Source organism: Vagococcus hydrophili, assembly GCF_011304195.1.
Lineage (GTDB): Bacteria > Bacillota > Bacilli > Lactobacillales > Vagococcaceae > Vagococcus > Vagococcus hydrophili.
Genome location: NZ_CP049887.1, coordinates 1,901,733 through 1,927,666, shown reverse-complemented (window position 1 = coordinate 1,927,666; position 25,934 = coordinate 1,901,733). Strand labels below are relative to the sequence as shown.

Below are 25,934 nucleotides of genomic sequence, written 5' to 3'. Positions count from 1 at the left end.
TCAACCAGAACAAATGTAAACATCAATATGAACATAATTTCATTTTGCCAATTTTTTAGCTGTCCAATAGTCAGTAACTAGGGTATTAACATAATTACCATTCAAAGCGCCTTCAATAGCTTTTAGTTTATGTTCCCCACCTGCAACCAATAAAGATACCCTTTTTTTAGGTAATTCAGAAAGCTCAATCCCTATCGTCCGCTCATTAATTTCTTTTGAAGCAATGTCTCCTTTTTCATTATAAAAACGAGAACAAATATCTCCCACAGCTACCTTCTGCAAGTAAGTCTTTTGCTCATCTGTTAAATACTCTAATTGAAAAACTAAGGCTTCTTCCCTTGTGGTTCCCACTGTATAAATGGCTATGCTTGCTTCTTCTTGAAGTTTCATAATATGTTGAATGTGACGGTCTTTTTCAACAACCGTTTTAACTTCTTTATTATCAAAAATAACTGGTAATGGAAGTGATGTCCCAGTTGTATGATAATTATCTGCAAATAATGATAAGGTTTCATGAGCGAAAGTTGTTACTTTTGAATGGGTGATACTTCCCTTTAACTGAACCACTTGAATATTCTTTGAATCATCAGGTTGAAGTTTTTTAGCTACTTCATAAATAGTTGTTCCCCATCCAATACCAATGATATCTCCATCTATTATTACTTCTGAAATAAAATTAGCTGCTTCTAAGCTGATTTGCTCTACAATTAATTCATAGTTATCACTTGGCGTTTGTGCGATAACTACTTCTTTTAATCCAAATTTTTCCTTAATATCTCTAGCTAATACCTCTCTTTCACTAAATGGATCTGTAATAGTAATGGTGACAAATCCCTTATCCTTCGCATGCTTGAGTAGTCTAGATACTGTCGGTCTTGAAATATTTAATTCTGTTGCTATTTTTTGTTGTCCATACTCTAGTTGGTAGTAAAGCCTAGCTACTTCAACACTTAATTGATCTTTTGTTAAACTCATTTTGATTTTCCTTCCTCACTTTTTTTAAATATAAAAAATTGGCTTTTGCTTAATAGTATATAACTGAATTTAGTACATTTATAATTTATGACTGATGTGCTTAATTATGGCATACCTAAAGTAAACACACCATAGTTTAACTTAACTAAAAGAATAAAGAAGTAATCTAATTTCAAAACAAAGAACCACTTAGTGATATAATGAATAATAAACTTAAAAAATTTTAAAGTAAAAGGGGATAACTCAAATGAATAATCAACTTTCAGACATTTTAACTATCCATCATCAAGCCTTAAATGTTTTTCCTTACTGGACTGATGATTTAATTGATTTATGGGAAAATTCCATTGTTGACTTACTTAACGATATTCAAAAAGAGTTACCTATAAAAGAATTTTATCTCAGACTTCAAAAACTGAGTGCCTTATTAAATGATGGGCATACACTCATCTTTTTACCAGACAAGATTAAAAATGATTTAACTTACGCCCCAATGACTTTAACAGTTATAGAAAATCAATTAGTGATAAATTCATCGGACAAAAATTTTAGTGACTTTATTTTTAAACCTATCAAGTCTATCAATCATCTTTCTGTCAGTGAATTTTTAAAGATTGTCAGCTCTCATTATTGGCAACATAATATCAACGAATCCTTAATTATGGCTCAAAATAATTTTAGTTTTCTATTTAATACTCATTCTTTTGAGATTGAATTTGAAAACGGAGATAAGCAGGAGATTCCTTTTCTACCTGACAAAACCAATTTTTCAAATTTTTATTCTGATACACTTAGCAATAACTGTCAAATTTTGGAAGAGCATGATGCCATTAGAATTTATAAAGTAGCTAACAAAATAATCGTTCATTTAACTCATTTTATGTCAGATGAAATGACGGCTATTTTTTATAAATACATTCCTGAATATCTAACGTGTGAGGAAATCATCTTTGATTTGAGAAATAATGGTGGTGGCAATTCTGGTTACGCAAATGAAATAACTCAAGCTTTCTTTAATTCTACCTTTGAAACTGAAAAAATTAGTACACAAATAATTGTAGGCGAATATATTGCCTCTGGAATTATTCTGAATACCGATAACTATGATCCGAATAAAGAAACTGACCCAGAACTAATTAAAATGAACAAAATGCTACACCATCAATATCTGACTTCACGAGTAGAAAAAAATCACTATAAACAATACGAAGGTTTATTAAAAGATATTCCTGTTAAAATACTTCAAAATGAGCAAACTTACGTAAGCGGGAAGTAACCAAGTATATAGTCACATCTAACCTCCTCGGTTATTCTTAAGATACAAATAACGAGGAGGTTTTTCAATGATAGACAAACAAGAAATTGTTCCCGTTTCTTTACAACCGACACCGCCTAAAAGTGCCCCTACACCCAATCAAACCACGCAAAAAATTGCTTTACGAGTCAAACGAGATAATATGGATATTACGATTTACAATGGATGTAATAACTATATTCTTAACGCTGCATTGAAAGAGTTCAATCATGGTTCTTGATTATACGAAGATACAAACTATTTATATTGTTTGTGGTAAGACAGACTTAAGACGTGGGATTGATGGTCTGGCTTCAATTATCATGAATCAATATGAGTTAGATGTTTATTCGGATGCCTTATTTCTATTTTGTGGCAATCGTTCAGACCGGTTCAAAGCACTTTACTGGCAAGGGGATGGTTTTATTCTCCTGTATAAACGGTTTGAAAATGGAAAATTACAATGGCCTAGAAAACAAGAAGAAGTCAAAGAATTAACGCAACAACAACTCCGTTGGTTATTAGAAGGTTTATCCATCGAACAAAGAAAAAAGATATTAAAAGCTAAAACTGGATTTGTTTCTTAATTAGCCGTTTATAATGAAAATTATAGACGGTTTTTCGTCGTATTATTGATAGAATTAGCTATCATATCATGTGTGAATGGAGGTGTTACTTTTGACCGAGTTTGAAGAACGATTGTTAAAACAAAACGAAGCTTTAACTAATGAACTTAAACTTCTAAGAGAACAGAATCAATTTCTTTTAAATAAATTGTATGGACGTTCATCTGAAAAATCAATTGACCCTAATGGGCAATTAGATTTATTTGAAGAGGACTCGTCTTTTAATCTAGCAGAGACAACTGAAGAAAAAACCGTCTTTGAGGAAATTAACTATCAGCGGAAAAAGAAAAAAGGCTACAAAGCAGCCCTCACAAAAGATTTACCTATAAAAGAAGTTCATTGTCAGCTTGAAGGAGAAGACTGCACCTGTGATTGGTGTTGTTCTGATTTAAAAGATATTGGTAAATCTAAAATCCGTGAAGAAGTTATTTTTGTTCCTGCAAAGATGTATAAAAATGTGTACTACCAACATGCCTACGAATGCCCTAATTGTAAAAAAGATGGAGCTGATGCCATAAAAAAAGCCGTTGTTCCTAAACAACCAATCACTCATAGTTTGGCGTCTGCCTCTATCTTAGCTCACTTATTTCATCAAAAAATAGAAATGAGTTTGCCTTTTTATCGACAAGAAAAGGAGTGGGAATCTTATGGATTACGAGTGCCACGTAGAACACAAGCAAACTGGTTCATCACCTCATGTGAAAAATGGTTAACACCTATTTGGGAGGAGCTCAAAAAGAAACTAGTCAAAGAAGAGCTCATCCATGCGGATGAAACTTACTATAATGTTTTATCAAGTGAAAAAGAAAAGTCTTACTTTTGGCTCTTTCGAACCATCGAACAAGCAGAGTATCCAATTATTTTATATCATCATGACCTGAGTCGTAAAAGTAGTGTCGCTCAACAATTTTTAGCCGAATTCTCAGGCTATTTGCATTGTGACGGCTACTCGGCTTACAAATCGATTGAGAATACGACGTTAGTTAATTGTTGGGCTCACGTCCGAAGAAAATTCTTTGAAGCGAAAGATTCCTCTTCTAAAGATACTCCGGCAAGCCAAGGAGTTACCTATTGCGATCAACTCTTTCATATTGAAAAAGAAATGAAGGGATTAAGCCATCAAGAAAGATATGATTTACGGTTGGCAAAAAGCCAACCCATTCTTGATGAATTCTGGCAATGGATCGCTTCTTTCAGAGCTCTTCCAGGTTCGAAATTAGGAAAAGCGGTTAACTATGCGCTTAATATGAAGGCTGGTTTGATGAATTTTCTGGAGGATGGTCGATGTGCCTTATCAAATAATTTAGCTGAGCGAAGTATTCGCCCAACAACGATTGGCAGAAAAAATTGGCATTTTTCTGCGAGTGAACGGGGAGCAACAGCTAACGGAATCGCTTATTCTATCATCGAAACGGCTAAAGCTAATAACTTAGTTCCTGTGAAGTATTTAGAATATTTGTTTAAGCATCTTCCTAATTTAGAAGATAGTTCAAATTCTAAAGCACTTGAGGTTTATTTACCTTGGTCAGAACAGATTCAAGCTACGTGTCGATAAAATAAGGAGCCACTTGTCATATTATGACAGAGTGACGCCTTATTTGGCATATACTCGATTACTTCCCGCTTACAAACTTACTCTGCTTCTGAAAATTTTATTATCAATTTTTTCAATACTAAAAGAGCAACTTTGATTGGGACTACAACAGCAGGCTCTACTGGTCAACCAGCACTTTTTAAATTAAAAACTGGGGGCTATTTTATAATAACAGCAAAAAAAGTAGAAGTTCCTAATGGTATAGGGCATCATAATTTGGGCATTAAATCTGATGTTTTGATTCAAGAAAGTTTAGAAGATAGAAAAAATGGGATTGATACGGTTATTGATTATGCTCTAGAAAACTAGTTTTTATCATTAGAAAGGAAATCTCATGTCTATTAATTCCCCATCCCAAAAGAGTACAGGATTATTTATTACAACATTTCTAAGTATCTTTTTTACCATCACAACGATTATTTCTTTTATTTACATTTGGTATAACGATTCGGTTATCGTAGGATCCGGACCTGAATCTGGGTGGAATCTCTTTATTTTAGTTCTGCCCCAGTACTTACCATGTATATTATTACTGCTTCTAACTCTTTTAACCTATGTAATTAATCTTATTTACTTTGTGATTGTTACGATTAGAAATAGAAACTTACAGATTAAAAGACAAGATTGAAAATTAGATAATATATTTATCAAAAAAAACTAGCATCTAGAATTTAGCCCAGATGCTAGTTTTTTATCAATTTAGTTCTTACTTCATTTCGTTACGTAAAATACCATATTTAACAGCATCATAATACGTTCCATCTAAAAAACGAACTTGACGAATAACACCTTCTCTTGTCATTCCCGTTTTTTCTCCTACTTTTTGCATACCTAAGTTTCCTGACCAAGTAGTAAATCCAATATGAGCTAAATAATTATAACGTTCAAATAAATCTTTAAGCCACATCATCAAAGCTTTACTTCCTATTCCTAGCCCCCAGTAATTTGGATTAAAAATGACAATTCCAACTTCTAGCCATTGTTTTGGTCCTTCTCTAAGTTTTCCACCATCAGTCCAGTAAGCTGTCACTAGTCCAAGTAAAAGTTGGATTATCAAAAAAGGGATCATCGTATTCTTTCCAAGATAAATTCGCTTCCGGTCCATAGGCAATGTTCCAAAATGGCTGTAAATCATCTTTTCCAATTTTTCGTATTGATACCTCCATGAGATAAACAACTCCTTTTTTATTAATTATCAATCCTAAAAAAACATCTTTCTAATCAACTAACTCTTTCTTATAAAATACAGTTTTAAACTAGCGACCACGAATAGCACAATACCAATCAACTCAAGATAAATATTGTCTTTTTCTCCAGTTTTTGGTAAAATCTTATCAATATTTTTCTTTAAAGTATTGGGTGTATTCTTTTTGACTTTACTAGTGTATGTATTTTTCAACATTATATTTCCTTGATCTTTATCATCCACAGCTACTTCATATTCTGAAATTTTCACTTCTTCTATACTATACTTAATATCTTTTCCTTTAGATTTTTTAGGCAGATTATTCCAAGTTTTAGTCCACTTACTTCCACTATTCAACTCAATGGCTTCACCTTGTTTCTCCCCATTTGCTAGTAAATAAACTTTTATACTATTCGGACGTTTACCATCTTGATTATTCTTATCTTCCCAAGACTTAGTTACCGTTACACTTGTTTTACCTGGAGTGTAGCTGTTTTTGATATTGTAACCGTCAATACTAGTACTATAACCATCTACTTGATTTTCCGTTACGGTGTAAATTATTTCTTTACCATCTTTAAACTTAGGTAAATTCATGAATTCATACTTCCATTCAGTTGCTTCCGTCACTTCTTTAGAATCGATTTGTTTCCCATCTGCCAAGAGATTTACCACAATTTTTTCTGGGCGTTTGTTATCTTGGTTATCTTTATCATCCCAGATTTTTTGACCTTTTACATCAGTACTTTCCGGTGTGTAGCGATTCGTTAATTTCACATTTCCTAAATCACTATCATCTAATTCAACTTCATAACCATCTACTTTCAATTCTGATATGCTATAAACGATATCTTTTCCTTTAGATTTCTTATCGAGATTATTCCATGTAGTCGTCCACTTTTTGCTTTCATTTAGCTCAACAACTTCACCTTGTTTTTTTCCATCCGCAAGCAATTGAACTTTAATACTATTCGGACGTTTACCATCTTGATTATCCTTATCTTCCCAAGACTTAGTAACTGTTACACTTGTTTTGCCTGGTGTATAGCTATTTGTTATATCAAACTCTTTAACTTTCGTATTATAATCAGCCACTTGATTTTCCGTCACAGTGTAAACTAGCTCTTTGCCATCTTTAAACTTAGGTAGGTTTACAAATTCATATTTCCATTCAGTTGCTTCTGTCACTTCTTTAGAATCAATTTGTTTACCATCTGCTAGTAGATTAACCACAACTTTTTCTGGACGTTTGTTGTCTTGGTTATCCTTATCATCCCAGATTTTTTGACCTTTTACATCAGTACTTTCCGGTGTATAGCTATTAATCAGCCTTACGTTTCCTAAATCACTATCATCTAACACCGCTTCATAACCTGGAACTTTCACTTCTTCTACACTGTAAACAATTTCTTTGCCTTTAGCTTTCTTATCCAAGTTTCCCCATGTAGTTGTCCATTCGTTACTCTCGTTTAATTCAACAGTCGTACCTTGTTTTTTTCCATCTGCCAGTAAATAAACCTTAATGCTATTCGGACGTTTGCCATCTTGATTGTTCTTGTCTTCCCAAGACTTAGTCACCGTCACGCTTGTTTTCCTTGGAGTGTAGCTGTTTGTTATATCGAAACCTTTAATTTTCGTATTATAACCATCTACTTGATTTTCTGTCACTGTATAAACTATCTCTTTGCCATCTTTAAACTTAGATAAATTCGTAAATTCATACTTCCATTCAGTTGTTTCTGTTACTTCTTTCGTATCAATTTGTTTTCCATCTGCCAAGAGATTTACCACAATTTTTTCTGGGCGTTTGTTATCTTGGTTATCCTTATCATCCCAGATTTTTTGACCTTTTACATCAGTACTTTCCGGTGTATAGCTATTAATCAATCTTACATTTCCTAAATCACTATCATCTATCACTGCTTGATAACCTGGGACTTTCACTTCTGATACGCTGTAAATGATATCTTTTCCTTTGGATTTCTTATCTAAATTATTCCATGTAGAGGTCCACTGATTGCTTTCATTTATCTCAACAACTTCACCTTGTTTTTTACCATCCGCAAGTAGTTGAACCTTAATTCTACTCGGACGTTTACCATCTTGGTTATTCTTATCTTCCCAAGACTTAGTAACCGTCACTCTTGTTTTCCCTGGTGTGTAGCTATTTGTTATATCGAAACCAGTAATTTTTGTACTATAGTCAGCCACTTGATTTTCTGTCACTGTATAAACTATCTCTTTACCATCTTTATACTTAGGTAAATTCGTGAATGCATACTTCCATTCCGTTGTTTCCGTCACTTCTTTAGAGTCAATTTGTTTTCCATCTGCCAGTAGATTGACCACAATTTTTTCTGGACGTTTGTTGTCTTGGTTGTCTTTATCATCCCAAATTTTTCGACCTTCTACTTTTGTGATTTCTGGCGTGTAGCTATTAATCAACCTTACATTTCCTAAATCACTATCATCTAACACTGCTTCATAACCTGGAACTTTCACTTCTTCGACACTGTAGACAATCGCTTTTCCTTTAGTATTCTTGTCTAGGTTGTTCCATGTGGTTGTCCACTTATTGCTTTCATTTAGTTCAACAACTTCACCTTGTTTTTTTCCATCCGCAAGTAATTGAGCCTTAATACTATTCGGACGTTTACCATCTTGGTTATTTTTATCTTCCCAAGATTTAGTAACTGTTACACTTGTTTTGCCTGGTGTATAGCTATTTGTTATATCAAAATCTTTAACTTTCGTATTATAATCAGCCACTTGATTTTCCGTCACTGTATAAATTATTTCTTTACCTTCTTTAAACTTAGGTAAATTCGTGAATTCATACTTCCATTCAGTCGATTCAGATACTTCTTTAGAATCAATTTGCTTGCCATCAGCTAGTAGATTTATCACAACTTTTTCTGGGCGTTTATTATCTTGGTTATCTTTATCATCCCAGATTTTTTGTCCCTTTACCTCTGTGATTTTTGGTGTGTAGCGATTCCTTAATTTCACATTTCCTAAATCACTATCATCTAATTCAACTTCATAACCTGAGACTTTCACTTCTTCTACACTGTAAATAATTTCTTTACCTTTAACATTCTTGTCTAGGTTGTTCCATGTGGTTGTCCACTTTTTGCTTTCATTTAGCTCAACAACTTCACCTTGTTTTTTACCATCCGCAAATAATTGAGCCTTAATACTATTCGGACGTTTACCATCTTGGTTATTTTTATCTTCCCAAGATTTAGTAACTGTTACACTTTTTTTGCCTGGTGTATAGCTATTTGTTATATCGAAACCAGTAATTTTTGTACTATAATCAGCCACTTGATTTTCAGTCACTGTATAGATTACCTCTTTACCACTTTTAAATTTAGGTAGGTTTACAAATTCATACTTCCATTCAGTTGCTTCTGTTACTTCTTTCGTATCAATTTGTTTTCCATCTGCCAGTAGATTGACCACAATTTTTTCTGGACGTTTGTTGTCTTGGTTGTCTTTATCATCCCAAATTTTTCGACCTTCTACTTTTGTGATTTCTGGTGTGTAGCTATTAATCAACCTTACATTTCCTAAATCACTATCATCTACTACCGCTTCATAACCTGGAACTTTCACTTCTTCCACACTGTAAATAATTTCTTTACCTTTAACATTCTTATCTAGGGTATTCCATGTAGTCGTCCACTTATTGCTTTCGCTTAGCTCAACAACTTCACCCTGTTTTTTCCGATCCGCAAGTAATTGAACTTTAATACTATTCGGACGTTTACCATCTTGATTGCCAGTATCTTCCCAAGACTTAGTCACTGTCACACTTGTTTTGCCTGGGGTATAGCTATTTTTAATGTTATAACCATCAATATTTGTATTATAGTCAGGTATGTGTTTTTCAGTGACTGTATAAATTATTTCTTTACCATCTTTAAATTTAGGGAGGTCACTAAATTCATACTGCCACTCGCTTAACTCAGTTACTTCTTTCGTATCAATCTGTTTGCCATCTGCCAGTAGATTTACCACGACTTTTTCTGGGCGTTTATTATCTTGGTTATCTTTATCATCCCAGATTTTTTGACCTTCTACTTTGGTAAGCTCTGGTATATGAGTATTGGTTATTTTTACATCTCCTAAATCACTATCATCTATGGTTAATTCATAACCTGGAACAGCCTCTTCTTCCACACTATAAACAATAGCAGTCCCTTTGTTACTTTTTGGCAAATTGTCCCATGTGGTTGTCCACTTATTTACCTCACTCAATTCGACAGCTTCACCCTGTTTTTTACCATCAGCAAGTAGTTGAACTTTAATACTAGTCGGACGTTTACCATCTTGATTCTCTTGATCCTTCCAAGTCTTTGTAACCTTTAGTTTCGTTACAGCTGATTCATCCACTAGATAACCTGCATTCACACGTTGAGTTGGATGTGGTAAATTCAATACAAATTCATCGGAAACTTCTGTTGAATTCAAATGAGAACCGTATTCTGGCTGATTGATTTTTTTTGTTAATAAATAATCGTCTGGCGTTTTGATTTTCACTTGATAGTCGCCCTTTTCCAATACGTCAATCCCATAATAACCTGATTCATCACTCTTACCTTTGATTGGTTGATGATTTTTATCAAGAACTGCTTCTCCATTTTCATCTAATAATTCCACTTCTCTATTTGAAAACACCTCTTCAACACCTTGATCAAAAACACCGTTTTTATTTTCGTCTTCAAATAAATAGCCATCAACTTTGTATTTAATCAGTTCTAGTTCAATATTATTTGATTCAAAAAAGTCTAACGAAGAATTTGTTGCTGTTCCAAATGAATTGACTGCTATCTTGTTAGTTAAGTCTTTACCTTCAGGAACTTTAAAAGGAACTTCAAATTTAACAGATTCCCCACTATTTAACTTTTTACCTCGGTCCATGACAACTTTAATCGCCGTGATTTTTTGATAGTCATCAACATCTTTTTGCCACGAATCATTTTTGTAAAAGTCTTTAATATTATCTGCTTCTAGGTTTTCCTTATCCATAGAGTAATAAACTTGATAACCTGAAGGAACTACTACTGGTCCATTAAGCTCTACTGCAAACTCTGACTTTCTCGGTTCTCTCGTATTATTCTTATTTTGAGCACTATTTTTATCCCCAACAAAGGGAAGTTGATCAATCACATTTAAGGTCGTTTGTTCGTATTCTGAATTATTAAAGATGTTCAGATAATATACTCCGGTACTTCCAACTTCCGAATGACCTTTTCCAGGTGCTTTCACTACATGGTTATCAATATTACCTTTGACTTCTTTATAAGTTATTAACTCTTTAGGCGGTGCGTAATTAAAGTAGTCTGACGAGCCTACGATTTTATTAGATTCACTTGTTCCAATTTGATAAACATCATCTACTAAATTACTCTCTTCAGCTTTAAGTCCATCAGAACTTTCAAAAGAAAGAAAGCTTTCATTCACATTTTTTCCTTCTATCGAATTCTTTGTCGTCTTCACATCGAAGTAAATTGATAAGAAGGATTCACCTATTGTATAACTGCCAGGTATTTCAATATTGAAATCATTAAAATTCCAAATTAAAGCTGTTCTACCAGTATTTTTATAATCGTTAATAATTTGGGGTTCATTCATCTTTCTTATTTCATCGTTTTTATTCGTCGTGATAATAGATGAAATTCTCGCTGATTTTTTTACATATTCTGTTCCTATTGGCAATAGATCCACAACTATGACATCTTCTAAAGCAGAGGATTCTCGGTTATACTTTGTTCCTAAATTTTTAGAGCTTAGCCTTAAATAAAAACGAGTGGTATCATTTAAAAACAGATTTTTTTCTCCTTGTTGATATTTGTAGAGGGAAATAAGTGGTTCTTTCATAGCATAAATTTTAGCACTACTGGAGGCTGAATCACTTACTTTAACACCAGATTTACTAAATTCTGCTTGAATAAAATTCCTTAGATATGTAATTTCTTCCCCTTCTTTTACATGTTTTTCAGCGGGATTTTTTAATTTTGAATAAATGTTAAAGTCATAACCTTTGCCACCGTCTATCAAAGTTCCTTCTAGAATAACTTCCACAACTGATAGTTCAGAAGGAATTTTATAATCAAAATCATGTTCTGTTAAATCGAGATTATTACTAACAATTTCAACCTGTCCACCTGATTTTAAAATTTTTAAGGTTACTGGATTTTTAAAATTATCAGTTTTAGGTAAATTAATTTTAGTATATTTCATTCTGTTATCTAATCCAAAATCACGTAGCTTAATATCATAAGACTCACTCGCCTTACTTTTTGTCGAAGCACCAACCTGCCATCTGACTTCCCAGTTTTCTTTATCTTTTGGATTAGTTGGATCTTCATTTATTTCATTGTCAAAGGCAACTTTTCTAACATCTAACGTTGCAGGCTGAACTTTTCTAGTGTGTAGCTTTATGGATAGTGAATCTTCTCCTATAAAGTTATCTTCATAATCAGCCTTATCTTTAGGAATACCTGTCAGTACACCAGTATTAGTAATCAACTCATTAATTTTGGCTCCTGGGAATCGTAAATAAATTGAATTATAATCATATCTTGTATTTTGGAATGTACCCGTTTTTTCTATCCGCGCGATTCTTGTCGTCTCATCATATGACCAACCAGGATTATCTTCAATTAAAAAGACAGCTCCATCTGGTATTTTATCTTCAACAATGTATTTTTCTATCTCTCTGTTACCAATTTCTGATAGTCTTGTCGTATTATTAATCGAGAAATTAACTTTTTCCGTTTTACTAATATCAGAAGTAATATAACCTGGTTTATTACTATCTTCTTCTCCTCCATAAACCAGAGCACCGTCTGTATCAGTCCAAGTTGAATTAAAAACGAGTTTTCCTACGTTCATCTCTTTTGTTTTGTATTGATAAGTTATACTTTGAGTATCAATTGGCGTATTATTTCCTTCTTCATAAATATTAGCTTTAATCAGAAGCTGATAACCCGATGGCGTCACATTATCTTTATTGATAAATTTAATCGGAACATCTAAAGTAAAACCGCCAGTTACTTGATTAAATGAATAAGTAACAAGGGTGTTTGTCCCATCATTTTTAATTTCTTTACTACTTTGATTAGCAGTATCAGAAGCTATTACTTCCTTTACAAATTCGTTTGGAATACTCATTTCTAATTTAATGTTTTTTCCTGCTCCTGTAAAATCACCCAATTTAAATCCTGTATAGATTAATGATTGACTACCTGTTTCTAAAACAATCGGTTCTGTGTCCGTATATTTTCCATTCTGATCTCTAATACCAAAAAAACTAACAAAAGATGTCTCTTTTGACTCTGTATTTTCTGCTTCAACAGGATTAGTATTCCCATTGCTCACAATTGAATTTGTATCCTTCAAAGAATGACTTGTGTCAGTATTAGGAACTTTATTAAAAACGCTTTCATTTGTTTCTGCTATTTTTTTAGCTTCCATACCTTTAGGGACACCAGTTGTTAAGGTTTCTGCAACCACATTGACTGTAGGGATAAACAAGGAACTAAACAATACTAACAAACTTAAATACGTTACCAACTTCCTTTTCATCAAAATCTCCTCCAAATTTTTAATTTAATTATTTTATAACACTCATTATATATTATTTCTATCCAAAAAAACGTTTTATAAATAGACGTTATAAGTAAAATTTTTACCTATAAACACTAATACGTATAATAAATAATGATAATCATAATCATTTAACAAATTAAGTTAATAAAAAATAGACCACCCTTTCTCAGGATAGTCCATTCTTAATAATTTATTTCTTATAATTTAACCGTAATAACCGCCGCAATAATAATCAAGGCTAGTCCGATAATTGTCATAGTCATTTCTTTTTTCGATTTCTTTTGTCCTAAGAACCAAATACCTGTTAATGTTGCTAAAACAACAGATGTTTGAGATAAGATAAAGCCTGTTGCTAACCCGTTCATATCTGGTTGTGCTGAGATTAGATATGTTAAGGCTGCAAATGCAAAGAAGAAACCTGAAATAATGTGTTTGTATGAAACAGCTTCTTTAAAAGCTGATTGCTCTTTGTTTTTCATTGTTAAAACGAAACTATACACAACCGCTACAAGTAACATACCAATTGCTTGTGGTAAGAAAGCTTCTTGTCCTGTTAAGTTTGTTGCTTGTGGTGCAGCTGAGTAACCCCAGTAACCAATCTCACCAATCGCTAACATGATGACTGCTTTTTTCAAGACACTTGAATTTTCAGCTGTTTTTTCTTCTGCCCATACAGTTAAGCTTGCACCGATAATAATCATTACAAGTGCTAAAGCTCCCACTAATTTAGCCGTTGTTCCTGGCCAGTTGCCTAAAGCAATCACACCCCAAAGTGACGCACCTAATAATTGAAAGGCTGTTGTCACAGGCATCGCTTTTGAAGAACCAATTAAACCGAATGAGTAGAAAGTAATGATTTGAGCGGATGCCCAACCAATCCCTGATAACATTCCAAGTAATAAATCAGATCCTGTTGCTAAGCTGATTCCTTGAGTCATAGAAAAGACAATGGCGAAAATTAATGTTCCAATCGTTGATCCTAATATTTGATTATCTGGTCTACCACCAATTTTTGATGCGACTGTTGGATAAAGTCCCCAACCTAAAAGTGGTCCTAAACCGATAAGTAATGCTGTTGTATTCATATTCTTCCCCCTAAATTATAAAAATTAAAAGACAACGCCGCTTTCCAAAATAATATTGGCATAAGGTGACATTTCACCAGTACGTACAAAGGCATGACAATCGTTCAAGTTCGCTTTCATTTCACTATGAGGAATAAACTCAATCGGTGTTTCTGGTAAACGATCTTGAATTTCTTGTAAGACTTTTGGGTTCATCTCTTTAATTTCCATTGCTAAGTATACCTTTTGAACCTCTAGTTCTTCAAGCACATTATTTAAAACATCCATAAAACTTGGAATGCCGTTATCCACAGCTAAGTCAATTTTTTCTGTTGTCATTGGTACTGGCATGCCAGCGTCCCCAATTGATAAGGTATCAAAGTGACCCATTTGAGAAATCACACGTGAAATATCTGAATTAATAACTTTTGATTTTTTCATTATTTTTAGCTCCTAAACTAATTCATTTTTGTATGGAATAGATGGTTGTGCACCGTAACGTTGAACTGTTAATGACGATGCTTGGTTTCCATAAGTAATCGCTTCTGCGATGTTACTGAAATCTGGTTTTAAGATTGTACTTAGTGCACCAATAAATGTATCTCCAGCAGCCGTTGTATCAACCGCTTTCACTTTAAAGGCTGGAATAACCCCTGATTTACCGTTCACATCATAGAAAGCACCTTTACTACCAATCGTGATAATCACCGCTTCAATACCTAAGCCATGTAAATAATCAGCCGCTTCTTTTAAGCTTTTTTCATCCGTTACTTTAATGCCAGTTAAAATTTCCGTTTCTGTTTCATTTGGAATAATCATATCTGTGACAGATAATAATTCTTTTGGCATCTCGCTAAGAGCTGGTGCTGGATTTAAAATTGTCTTAACTTGTTTGCTTCTAGCTATGTTAAATGCTTCTGTTGTACTATTGATAGCACTTTCAAATTGAGAAATTAAAAAATCACTTTTGCCAATAATCTCAGTTGATTCTTTCACATCTTCTGGTGTAAAACTATTGTTCGCCCCTGAGAAAATCATGATACTATTTTCGCCCGCATCATCCACTGTAATAAACGCTTGTCCTGTTGACTGGTTGTCTAAACGACTCACACCTGTTGTATCAATTTCTTCTTGCTCTAATAAGTCACTCATCACTGTTCCTGCGGCGTCATTTCCTACAGCTCCAATAAAGTAAGTATCTGCACCTGAACGTTTGGCTGCGACAGCTTGGTTAGCTCCCTTACCACCACCGGCTGTAAAATGTTCCTTCGCGTGCATTGTTTCCCCTGGTTTAGGCATTTGACCCACTCTAAGTGTTGTATCCAAATTGATACTTCCAATAACAGTAATCGTATTCATTTTGATTCCCTCCAAGATTTATTTGTTTAATTTTTAAAAATTAAAACGTTTTATTAAAACGTTTTAATAAGACAACAAAAATATAACACATGATGAAAGCAATTTCAAGCATGTGTCGTTGAAAACCGATTTATTATATTAACCGGTAGTTTTTTAGATTCCCATTCTTTTTCAGGATGTTCAATTCTATCCAGTAACATCTCTGCTGTTTGACGTCCTAATTCATAAATAGGCTGGGCAATAGTAGTGAGTGGTGGTGTCATATACTCACACATATCCACATTATCATAGCCCACAATACTATAATCATCAGGCACAGTCTTACCTAATTCCTTCAAACCTAAATACAAACCAAAGGCAATTTCGTCATTAATCGCAAAAATACCACTGATGTTTGATTCACTGATTTCCTTTGCTGCTTCTCGTCCACTTTTTTTCGATAAACTCTCAACTTCGATTAACTTAAAGCCCGTTCCGTAAATAGATTCAAACCCGTCCACGCGACGTTGAATATTTTGGGTGATATTTTTAGGCACAACCACAGCCACATTCATGTGTTCTAATTCTTTTAAATGTTCGGCTGCAAGTTTGCCACCTAAAAAATCATCCGTTCCAATGGTATCACTGTCACCCTCAGAACTTTTTTGATCTAAAATAATAAAAGGATGTTTCTTATTTCTAAGTAAACGGTCAATATCCTCATTACTAATAGCTGAGCTGGCAATAATAAAACCATCCACACCACGTCTACTTAATTCTTCTAAAGCATTACTTTCCCGTTCGTTTTCTTCATTAGCGTTACACAGCATAGTTATAAAGCTCTCTTGAAACAAGACATCTTCAATTCCTCTTACTAAAGTTGAAAAGAAAGGATTCGAGATATCTGGTACCATGACTCCAATTGTCTTGCTCTTTTTCATCACCATTCGACGAGCAAAATAATCGGGTTCATAGTTCAGTTTCTCTTTGATTTTCAAGACTTTTTCAACTGTTTTTGTGCTAAAATTTTGATCCTTGCCATTTAATATTTGTGAGACTGTGGCAATTGAGACACCTGATGCTTTCGCAACATCTTTAATCGTTACTTTTTTTCCAGTCATTTTTTCTCCACCTAAATATTGTCATTGCTCCTATTTTACCCTATTTTTAGTACTTTGACATTAAAATGTGGTTATTTGTTTTGAATCAAGGATTTTATGACTTTTAAAAGCAACTCTTGATGACTCCGATTGAATACTTCTTCTCCTGTATAAATTTCAATTTCATAGAGTTTTGTTAACTCACTAAAACTTGGAGCTATGTATGGATATTCCATTTCCGCTTCATAGGCATAATCTATTAGTGGTTTCTCTTGTCCACGTTGATAACGTCTCTCTACTTTCTTTAAAAGCTTTTGATAGATTTGACTACCTGTTGCCTGATTATACTTAAACGCCAGTAAAGCATACACATACAACCAGTACTTCCATAAGAAATAACTCATCACAAGGCCTGATATGACTATGAATGTAATAAAATATTTAGCATATTTTTTTAAAGATAGTTTCTTAGTTTGATTAGGATTAACGCTTTCTGAAGAATTACTTGTAGGTGTTTTTTGTTCCTTTTCGTCTTCTTTTTTAGCCGTCTCATTCTTTTTATTTCCTACATCTTGATTGTCTTTTTTAGTTGTTTTATCTTCTTTTTTGGCTTGTCTGACTTGATAAAAACTTGGTGTCGGTTCAAATGGAACCCAACCAATGTCTTCAAAATAAACTTCCACCCAAGAGTGAGCATCTAGATTACGAATCACATAAAGGTCTTTATCTCCTAGTTTTTTATCAATACTTCCTGTACTAAATCCCTTTACCCATCTAGTTGGAATATCAATTGAGCGCAACATGACTGCCATTGCTGTTGAGAAATTATCACAATAACCGACTTTGGTTTCAAATAAAAATTGTTCCACATAATCCTGATTCTCTCTTGGAAATGGAACTTCTTTTTTTGAATAACTAAAAATCGAAGGATCTTTCAAATAGGTTTGAATTGCTAAAATTTTATCGTAATTCGTTGTTTTATCTTTCGTTAATTTTTCTGATAAATTGCCAATTTTAGTCGGAAAATTTTCTGGTAACTCTAAATAGCGATGATTAGAATAGGGATAAACTGTGGGTGTCTTTCTTAAGCTCTCTTCTGGAATATCCATGTTTTCAACGGACATTTTTATCGTATTTAAATTATAATTATTCTCTAACTCTAAGCGTCCTGTCTTTTGATCGTAAACAAAACGATTGTTAGCATTCATTCTATCGATGATAGTTTTACCGTAAGTTACTGGCACATATTTATCACTATAAGAAAAAGTTAACTCGATTTCTTCTGATTCTGGGCGATTTATTTTTCCATTTTCAAGAGCGAATCCTTCATCAAAATTTACTCTTTCTAAGTTGTTTGGCGCAGATAGTTCCCAGCCCTTTCCAGTATAGATATCTCTTGTACCTAAACGCCAATAATGAGGATTTTCTTGGATGACTTTAAATTTTACTGTTTCGTCATCCCGTAAAGCACCACCTAAAACACTATCATCCTCACTATAACCAGTACTTGAAGCCACACCGTATTTATAATTTGAAATTGCTGTATAAAAACCTTTTCCAGTTAAAAAATTTCGGTAAGGTGTTGCTACTTTCACCACTTCTTTTTCCATAAACGTCGTTGGAATTAGTAGACTAAAAATAAAGACGACAGATAAAATAAGTACACTAACCAAGCTAACTTTAAGAGATTTATACTGGGTTTCCTGAAGGAAGTTCAATAAGAACATTAAACTAAGAATAAACATAATTTGTGGCGCGATAACAATATCATTAAAAATACTTAAGAACATCAAATAACAAATCACAATAATACTTACAGATATAATGTTCTGTCCCACACAAAAAGCTTCTACTAAAATCACTAAAAAGATTAAAATGAAAAAATAAGTCAAAGCTAAAGGATAAACAAAACGTTCAGTTGAGTTAAATTGCTCGAAAAAGCTACGCCCATGTTTAACTAAAAGTAACATCGATGGCGCTTGACTGACGGTTGCAGAAAAATATAGACTCACAACAGTTCCTACAATATATAAAGGTACTTTAACCCAATAATCCTTAATTCCTAGTGACACTAAACTAAAAAGAACAATTGGTAGGTAAATCATCTTAGGATTAGGAATGGAAAAAGCTGTCAACATCATAGGAAAGGACAGACCAAAAATTAAGAGTGAGCCAATGAGAAAAGCAACAAATTCTTTGAGATTTTTCATTCTCCCATCAACTCCTTTTCCATTTCTTGAAAATCAATGACGCAAACTTGCTGCTTTTCACTAAACACTTGTAACGCTTTATTTAATTTAGCCGTTCTTTCAGGTGTAATGATGATGATATTTTTTTCTTCAGGTATCAAAAACGCACCAGGATCAGCTGCTTTTTTAATTTTGGCGAAATCATTAGGTGACGTTACTTTTGTTTGATCCACTTGTTCTCCTAAAAGATAAAAATTACTGTCACTAAGTCTATCTTCTTTAAACAAGGTATAAAAATATTGCAAACTTTTCTCAAAATAAAAACTTTTAATCCCGTAGAAGATATACACTGTTTTAGGAACTTGTACCTTTTGATATTCTCTTAACATCAGCGTTTGTTTCTTACTTGATAATTTCCAATCAATTTCTCTAGGCGCATCTCCTTTTTGATACTCTCTGATGTTTTCTAACTCAAAACTCCGCTCACCGAAAAGATTCGTTTCAACTAGTTTTAGTTTAGTGTTTATCAAATAACTTTTTTCTATTGTTTGAGGTAAAACATAAATTTCCGTTGCTACTTCTAATCTTTTACTTTTATGAACTAAACCAAATAAATCACTAGAGACCAGTTCAAAATTTAGGGATTCTAAGGCTGTTCTTTCTTTGATTTCCCACAAAAAACGAACTCTCTTCTCTCGTGAATTAAAGAGGAAAAAACGTTCCTCATAATCAAGTTCTGCACATTTTATTGTTAATATAGGGTAAATAAATCTATTTTTTTGATGATTCCTTAGTTTAAAATCCACATGTCGCCTCTCACCAACTTCAGCTAAAACAGGCGATATTTTATCAATTCTTAGATGATTTAAAGAAGATCGCGTTGATAAAAAACTAATGAAAATCATAACGCCTAAAAAAATAACCACTCGCCAACTCATTTGGGAATTAAAGGTTAGAGCATAAATAAAACTCAGTAAAAAGAATACGCCTATTAGCCAACTGTTTAAATTTTTCATCATCTCTACCTCGCTACTGGTACAGGGACATTTTGGATAACTTCCTCTAATATGGTTGTCAACATGCTCTCATCTGGTTGATAGTTATTTTTAAGTTTGATTCGATGAGAAAAACAGTATGGAAGTAACTCTTGTAAGTCTTTAGGCACAACATAATTTCGACCTTCAATTAAAGCATAGGCTTTTGCTGCCTTAATGAAATCCTCACTCCCTCTAGGACTCACTCCAAGTAGAATACTTTCATGCTCTCTTGTTTCTTGAACTAGTTTCAACGCGTAACGTGCCACATTTTCGTGAATCATCACTTGGTTAACTTCTGCTTTTAAGTCGGCTAATTCACTGGCTGTCATGACTTGATTTACGTTCATCTGACTTCTTTTTTCACCTAAAATTAACATTAATTCATCTTTAAAACTTGGATAACCTATTTTTAATTTTAGTAAAAAACGATCTAACTGAGCTTCTGGTAAAGCATAGGTTCCTTCATGTTCAATCGGATTTTGCGTGGCTAAAACAGTAAAATTTGGTGATAGTTCATAGGTTTCGTTGTCGATTGTTACTTCTTTTTCAGCCATCGCTTCTAAAAGTGCCGCTTGTGTTTTGGGTGTCGTTCGGTTTATCTCATCAACTAGTAAAATAGAAGTAAAAATTGGACCCTTATGAAATTTAAATGATTGACTTGAAGAGTCATAAATAGAAACTCCGATTATGTCATTAGGTAATAAATCAGGTGTAAATTGAATTCGGTTATAATCACATTGGATTGTTTTGGCAATGGTTTTAACAAGCAAGGTTTTTCCTACCCCAGGAACATCTTCAAACAAAACATGCCCACCAGCTAAAATAGCTGTTAACGTCAATTTAATGACCTCACGTTTTCCTAGTAATACAGTTGAAATTTCATCAATTAATAAAGTTAATTTGTCATTGTTTTCTTCATTCATCACATACCACCCCTTAAATAATAGGTTTTATTAAATCATACCATTCCTTCAATTTAAAAAACAGCAACAGAATGATGAAAAAGGCGTTTAACTCCAAGCAATTGGAGGAAAATAAAAATAATTCACGGGTTTCGAATTAATTTTATTTTTTGAAATTGCCGCAGGAGTTGCCTTTTGAATCTGAACTACACAGAATGATGAAAAAGGCGTTTAACTCCAAGCAATTGGAGGAAATAAAAAAGGCAAACTTGAAATATTTGTTAAGTATTCCCCTTTCATTTAAGCACTCTATGATATAATGATAAAAAAGAGTTATTGACTATTGGAGGCGTTACTATGGATATTTATGAGATACTAGGGATTACAAAAGACGCATCAATTGATGAAATTCGTGGGGCTTATTCTGCCAAATTAAAAACAATTGATATGTCAAAAAACATAGAAGACTACCAAAATTTAAGAGCTGCTTATAATGAAGCATTAAAAATAATTAACAATCGTTGCTATGAACCAACAAGTAGTACAAGTTCAACCGTAGTAACTCCTGAAATAGAAAAAGATATTAAACCTACTGAAACAGTAAACAAACCTGAAATTTCTACACCAAAAGTAGAAGAATCACCTTCAGAAGAACTACCGATTAAAGAAGAAAAAAAGATGGCTATCGAAAATTTAGCCAATGTCATTCAGACAAAAAAAGAAACGATAAGTCAACCTGAACCAGTTAAAGAAATAGAACCTATTAAAGATCAGCCTAAACAAAATTCACAACCAACTACAAATGAAAAAGCTCATTTCATTCAAGAATTAACCCCTTTTTTAGCTGAAAAAACTTATTTTAATGATTCAGAAGGTTGGCACAATCTAATAAAAAAATTCCTTTCAAGTGGTGAAGACAAAGTTGTTTTAACAACGATTAAAATCTTTTTATTAAAAAACTATATGCTATTGGATGATCGGACACGTCATGAAATCATTAATTTGTGTGACTTAACAGAAAGTTCTTTTAACTCAACAGAGGATATTATTACTTTTAGAGAACATATCTCGCCTAGCAACCACTTAGATTATGATTGCTACGCCTTTATGCCAGTTGGTATTCGGGAAGAGTATTTTAAATTACGATATGAACTCCATCGTTCGATTCAAGTTGAGGATGTTCCATTTATCCTTTCAGAAGGAAAAATGAAACAAATTCATGACTATCCTTATAAAGATGAAGATTTACTCTATTTATTAAGTGTTAGCGCCCTACTTAACCAGACAAGATTAACAGCCAAAGATGCCAAACTTTATTTATCAAAAATTCAATCTGATAAGTACCATCACGATTTAGCTCACTTACAAAAATACGCTCAATTTTTAGATAATAATCACCAAATCATGATTTCTAATTCTGAAATTATTGGTTTAACTTGGGTGTCTGATGGGGTTAAAGAACAATTAATGAATCAAGTGAGACAAATTAAACAACATAACAAACCAAAAAGACCTGTTAAAAACGGTGTTCCTTATCAACCAAATAAAGGGAGTCAGCAGCCAAATAAGTTAAATATATGGAAAATAATTGCTATTTTGATTGTGGTTTTAATTACCTCTTTATTCTTAGTTACAATCATGTCACCAAGAGAAAGCGGCTATAATTTTGAAGATGAATTTGAAACAATGATGAATCATGACGATGATGGTGATGATGACGATGAATTAAGCTATTTAGTGGATTCTCGCACTCACAACATAAAATTAAATTATGACGTCTATAATAATCTATTTGAAGAGGGTCATGTACTTTCAAATAGTAAAGAGGCATTTACAAAAGATGCCCTCGCTGATTTTGTAAAAATAAAGAAAGAAAAAGCTGACATTCTGTCCGACTTTGATTCCATGGATGCTTATTCTAATGCTTATGAAGCTCATTATTTAACAGAAGACAATCAGGTTATTACCTTTGTATCCTTTACAGAAAATGAAGATTTTAACTTAAAAGTCACTGCAAACGAAAAAAACGAGATAACTAAAATTGAATCATTAGAAGCTAATGATATGCCTGAAAATAAATCATTCGGAACAATGGATGCAGCTACCTTCTTCTTTGGAAATATCTCCATGAGATTTCAACGTTTTGATCAATATAAAAAAGATTTAGAAATGTCCTATTCACAATACTTAACTGATGATGTCTACGATACTTTAGATGACATTGATCAAGAAACTTTTGACTTTCTAAATACTTTTAGTTTTTCAAGACCTTATCTAATAAAAGTTAAAGATAAGAATGTCTTGGTTTTCAAAGATTATAATGAAAATCTACTTGTTCTAGATTTGGATGAAGACTATAAAATCAGTAATATCTATGGGGAACATTTTGAAGAACTCCCTAAAGACTATCAAGAAGCTATCAAAAAAATAAAATTTAACACAAATACCGTTAATCCATGGGCTATTACTATTGGATATCCTGTTTAAACAAAAAAGATTAGGTTCTCACCTAATCTTTTTTAACTGCTCATAAAAATTTTCATGTGTGCCACACAACAGAACAGGTACTACTACGTTATCCTTAATTTCATAAGCTACTCTGTAAGTCGTTCCGGCATACTTAAATCCCATAGACCAAACACCAGTTAGATCACCCGTTTTTTGCTCACCATTATAGGGATTAGTAGCTATTTCATCATACATTACATTAAGAAATTTTTCTTTTAATGTTTTTTCTCTTAATTTCTTTAAGTATTTCACAACATGTTTTGAAGGAATAATCTCATAGGCCAATTTCTGTCGCCAACTCCTCTTTGGTCATTGGTTTAGAATTAATAACTGTTTCTTTAGCAATGGACTTAAAATCTGACGTTAATTTTGTTTTTCTTTTCTTAAATTCTTGCAATATCTCTTCATTGTTGTAGCCTTCAGAAATAATGTCTGATAAAATATCTTCGCTAAAATCAAAAAAATCTCTTTTAGGTTCGACAAATTCATATAGTATCCCATTCTCTACCAATTTAGCTTCTACTTCAACACCATTTGGAACATCAAACTCTTTGGGAACAGTTAACATAATAGAGTTGCCTTGTTTTCTTGTTTTAGTAATCATAGATATCCCTCCATTCAATAAGAAAACTGTAATTACTATGTAATTACAGTTTACACTATTTCTAGTTAATCTACAAAAAATTTAAACTTATTTCACCGACGCACTAGAAACAGCATCCACATCATCATCTTTTGTTGAAGCACTAGACACTGCATCCACATCTCCAACAAGTGTTTGACCTGTTTGTTTTAAATACCATTCTACAATCGGTTTAAAATCTAAGATATATTCATTGATTCCTTTATAAATTCCTTCTTCATCATGAATCGCTTGGTAATTATGAACCACATATTTATCTGGTCCATGAGTTGGAACGTTGACACGGACACAATCCGTTGCCCCTGATCGTAACTGTTGAATTACCCACTCAACCCCTTTAAGAGACGCTTCTGGGTGACAATTTGCTAATGGATTTCCCACTTGACCTGGTTGTCTTGAGGCTAACATCTCTTCGGCTGGTAACACATGATTATAATATAAGAATTGATTGTTATCATCTGCATAAGTAATTTCCATTGGCATAGATGAAAGGAAATAATTCAATTGATCCACGGTTAATAACCCACGATTTAATTTGACATAATCACTACCCTCAGCTGCACCAACTTTTTCAGCAGCAACCTCTACCCAATCTTCGGCTGCCATATTAACACCTTCAATAGTCGTCTCAACTTTTCCAGTCGCATTCAAATCTTCTTTAGGTAAAACTGCGGCTTCTTTTTCTTCTAGTTTTGTCACTAGAGAAACAAATTGGATGAATTTTTTCAATGTCCCTTCTAAAAATGATTTTGTTTTTGGGTCTTTAAGATTCCCCGCTTCATCAAAGGCTTGTTTAACCTTACCAAGTAAAAATTCATTCCCTGGTAACACCATGGCATTCACACCAGGAGCATCTAAAATTTGGCGTAAATCAAGTTGAGCGCGAGACGACCCTTGATCGTAATAAGAAGCTCCCACAATCATCACAGGTTTATCTTCTAATGGATGGATTTTAAATGATAGCCATTCTAAAACACTTTTTAGTGCTGCTGGAATACTTCTGTTATGCTCAGGTGTAGCAATAATCACGCCATCTGCTTCTAATATTTTTTTGTTTAAATATTGAATAGGTGCACTATTAGTTTGATCATCACTTTGGTTGAACAAAGGGATATCTTTGATCTCTAAGACTTCAATCTCCACTAAATTTTTGAACGCTTTTGACATGTAATTAAGTAACATTCTGTTATAAGAAAGGTCTGCATTAGAACCTACAATTCCGACTAATTTCATTTTCATTTCCTCCTATTAGATGGTTTCCCAAGAAAAATTTTCTGCTTCTTCTTTATTTGCTTCATGAGCGTTTCCTAGTTGTTTCATAATATCTACAAAGATAACAAAATCTTTAAATAAGCCGTTTAATTTTTCAATTTGGACTTGATCTTTTAACTTACCACTTTCATCAAATGCTTGTAGAGAGTGACTAAGTAAAAATTCAGAACTTGGCATGATACGCGCTTTGAGTTCTGGAGAATCTAACATTTGACGTAAATGTTGCTGGGCGCGCGATGAGCCTAGTGTGCCGTATGATGCGCCTGTAATCATGACCGGTTTATCTAAAAATGGGTAAATGTGATACGATAACCAGTTTAAAGCATTCATTAAAGAAGCTGGAATGGTATGATCATATTCTGGTGTACTAATAATTACTCCTTCTGATGCTTCGATTTTTTTAGCGATCTCTGTCACAATTTCTGGTACTTGTTTATCTGCTGGTTTATTGAATAAAGGAATCTCTTTAATTTCGACAATTTCAATCTCAGCAACTCCTTTAAAGTGTTCTTTCATAAATTGTAATAACTGTCTGTTTGTTGAGTTGTCAGAATTTGTTCCAACTAAGCCAATCATTTTTTTCATC

Annotated in this window: 20 protein-coding genes and 1 pseudogene; 7 read left to right on the top strand and 14 right to left on the bottom strand. The window is 33.2% G+C overall.

Annotation, left to right across the window (positions count from 1 at the left end; all coding sequences use genetic code 11):
• Window positions 1-39: 39 nt before the first annotated feature.
• Window positions 40-975: a sugar-binding transcriptional regulator gene (locus tag G7082_RS09535; protein ID WP_166034862.1), complete on the bottom strand. Its 936-nt coding sequence runs from the start codon at window positions 973-975 to the stop codon at window positions 40-42.
• 247 nt (window positions 976-1,222) lie between these two features.
• Here G7082_RS09535 and G7082_RS09530 point away from each other — a divergent pair, with 247 nt between their 5' ends.
• The 6 genes from G7082_RS09530 to G7082_RS09505 all read left to right on the top strand — a co-directional run bounded on the left by G7082_RS09530 (window position 1,223) and on the right by G7082_RS09505 (window position 5,117).
• Window positions 1,223-2,251 carry a S41 family peptidase gene (locus tag G7082_RS09530; RefSeq protein ID WP_166034861.1) on the top strand — a complete coding sequence of 343 codons (1,029 nt, stop codon included), beginning with the start codon at window positions 1,223-1,225 and terminating at the stop codon, window positions 2,249-2,251.
• 67 nt (window positions 2,252-2,318) lie between these two features.
• Window positions 2,319-2,510 (top strand): hypothetical protein, encoded by a 192-nt coding sequence (locus tag G7082_RS09525; protein WP_166033528.1) that lies wholly within the window; start codon window positions 2,319-2,321, stop codon window positions 2,508-2,510.
• On the top strand, window positions 2,500-2,856 hold the full coding sequence (gene tnpB / locus G7082_RS09520) for an IS66 family insertion sequence element accessory protein TnpB (protein ID WP_166033529.1): 357 nt from the start codon (window positions 2,500-2,502) through the stop codon (window positions 2,854-2,856). The genes G7082_RS09525 and tnpB overlap by 11 nt, the downstream gene beginning before the upstream one ends.
• 91 nt (window positions 2,857-2,947) lie before the next feature.
• Window positions 2,948-4,450, top strand: a complete 1,503-nt coding sequence (tnpC, locus tag G7082_RS09515; RefSeq protein WP_166033530.1) for an IS66 family transposase — start codon at window positions 2,948-2,950, stop codon at window positions 4,448-4,450.
• A gap of 48 nt (window positions 4,451-4,498) precedes the next feature.
• Window positions 4,499-4,798, top strand: coding sequence for a S41 family peptidase (locus G7082_RS09510; RefSeq protein WP_166036058.1), 300 nt, complete (start codon window positions 4,499-4,501; stop codon window positions 4,796-4,798).
• Window positions 4,799-4,823: 25 nt separating this feature from the next.
• Window positions 4,824-5,117: a hypothetical protein gene (locus tag G7082_RS09505; protein ID WP_166034860.1), complete on the top strand. Its 294-nt coding sequence runs from the start codon at window positions 4,824-4,826 to the stop codon at window positions 5,115-5,117.
• A 78-nt stretch (window positions 5,118-5,195) separates the two neighbouring features.
• Here G7082_RS09505 and G7082_RS09500 read toward each other — a convergent pair.
• The 9 genes and pseudogenes from G7082_RS09500 to G7082_RS09460 all read right to left on the bottom strand — a co-directional run bounded on the left by G7082_RS09500 (window position 5,196) and on the right by G7082_RS09460 (window position 20,946).
• Window positions 5,196-5,655 (bottom strand): annotated as a pseudogene (locus tag G7082_RS09500) (GNAT family N-acetyltransferase).
• Between the two features lie 59 nt (window positions 5,656-5,714).
• Complete coding sequence (locus tag G7082_RS15235; RefSeq protein ID WP_166034859.1) at window positions 5,715-13,271, bottom strand: Cna B-type domain-containing protein; 7,557 nt, start codon at window positions 13,269-13,271, stop codon at window positions 5,715-5,717.
• A gap of 221 nt (window positions 13,272-13,492) precedes the next feature.
• Window positions 13,493-14,380 (bottom strand): ribose/proton symporter RbsU, encoded by an 888-nt coding sequence (rbsU, locus tag G7082_RS09490; protein WP_166034858.1) that lies wholly within the window; start codon window positions 14,378-14,380, stop codon window positions 13,493-13,495.
• A 24-nt stretch (window positions 14,381-14,404) separates the two neighbouring features.
• Window positions 14,405-14,800, bottom strand: coding sequence for a D-ribose pyranase (gene rbsD, locus G7082_RS09485; protein ID WP_166034857.1), 396 nt, complete (start codon window positions 14,798-14,800; stop codon window positions 14,405-14,407).
• A 12-nt stretch (window positions 14,801-14,812) separates the two neighbouring features.
• Window positions 14,813-15,718, bottom strand: a complete 906-nt coding sequence (rbsK, locus tag G7082_RS09480) for a ribokinase (RefSeq protein WP_166034856.1) — start codon at window positions 15,716-15,718, stop codon at window positions 14,813-14,815.
• Window positions 15,719-15,822: 104 nt separating this feature from the next.
• Entirely contained in the window at window positions 15,823-16,818 is a 996-nt protein-coding gene (gene rbsR, locus G7082_RS09475; protein ID WP_166034855.1) for a ribose utilization transcriptional repressor RbsR, read from the bottom strand.
• 71 nt (window positions 16,819-16,889) lie between these two features.
• On the bottom strand, window positions 16,890-19,007 hold the full coding sequence (locus G7082_RS09470) for a transglutaminase-like domain-containing protein (protein ID WP_166034854.1): 2,118 nt from the start codon (window positions 19,005-19,007) through the stop codon (window positions 16,890-16,892).
• Window positions 19,004-20,005: a DUF58 domain-containing protein gene (locus tag G7082_RS09465; protein WP_166034853.1), complete on the bottom strand. Its 1,002-nt coding sequence runs from the start codon at window positions 20,003-20,005 to the stop codon at window positions 19,004-19,006. The genes G7082_RS09470 and G7082_RS09465 overlap by 4 nt, the downstream gene beginning before the upstream one ends.
• 2 nt (window positions 20,006-20,007) lie before the next feature.
• Window positions 20,008-20,946 carry an AAA family ATPase gene (locus G7082_RS09460; protein ID WP_166034852.1) on the bottom strand — a complete coding sequence of 313 codons (939 nt, stop codon included), beginning with the start codon at window positions 20,944-20,946 and terminating at the stop codon, window positions 20,008-20,010.
• A gap of 336 nt (window positions 20,947-21,282) precedes the next feature.
• Here G7082_RS09460 and G7082_RS09455 point away from each other — a divergent pair, with 336 nt between their 5' ends.
• Window positions 21,283-23,412 carry a J domain-containing protein gene (locus tag G7082_RS09455; protein WP_166034851.1) on the top strand — a complete coding sequence of 710 codons (2,130 nt, stop codon included), beginning with the start codon at window positions 21,283-21,285 and terminating at the stop codon, window positions 23,410-23,412.
• A gap of 18 nt (window positions 23,413-23,430) precedes the next feature.
• Here the strand turns inward: G7082_RS09455 and G7082_RS09450 are convergent, their stop codons facing one another.
• The 4 genes from G7082_RS09450 to G7082_RS09435 all read right to left on the bottom strand — a co-directional run bounded on the left by G7082_RS09450 (window position 23,431) and on the right by G7082_RS09435 (window position 25,933).
• Window positions 23,431-23,718 (bottom strand): type II toxin-antitoxin system RelE/ParE family toxin, encoded by a 288-nt coding sequence (locus tag G7082_RS09450; RefSeq protein WP_166034850.1) that lies wholly within the window; start codon window positions 23,716-23,718, stop codon window positions 23,431-23,433.
• Window positions 23,708-24,037: an AbrB/MazE/SpoVT family DNA-binding domain-containing protein gene (locus G7082_RS09445; RefSeq protein WP_166034849.1), complete on the bottom strand. Its 330-nt coding sequence runs from the start codon at window positions 24,035-24,037 to the stop codon at window positions 23,708-23,710. The genes G7082_RS09450 and G7082_RS09445 overlap by 11 nt, the downstream gene beginning before the upstream one ends.
• 87 nt (window positions 24,038-24,124) lie before the next feature.
• Window positions 24,125-25,309, bottom strand: coding sequence for an NAD(P)H-dependent oxidoreductase (locus G7082_RS09440; protein ID WP_166034848.1), 1,185 nt, complete (start codon window positions 25,307-25,309; stop codon window positions 24,125-24,127).
• A 15-nt stretch (window positions 25,310-25,324) separates the two neighbouring features.
• Window positions 25,325-25,933 (bottom strand): NADPH-dependent FMN reductase, encoded by a 609-nt coding sequence (locus tag G7082_RS09435; RefSeq protein ID WP_166034847.1) that lies wholly within the window; start codon window positions 25,931-25,933, stop codon window positions 25,325-25,327.
• Between the last annotated feature and the right edge of the window lies 1 nt (window position 25,934).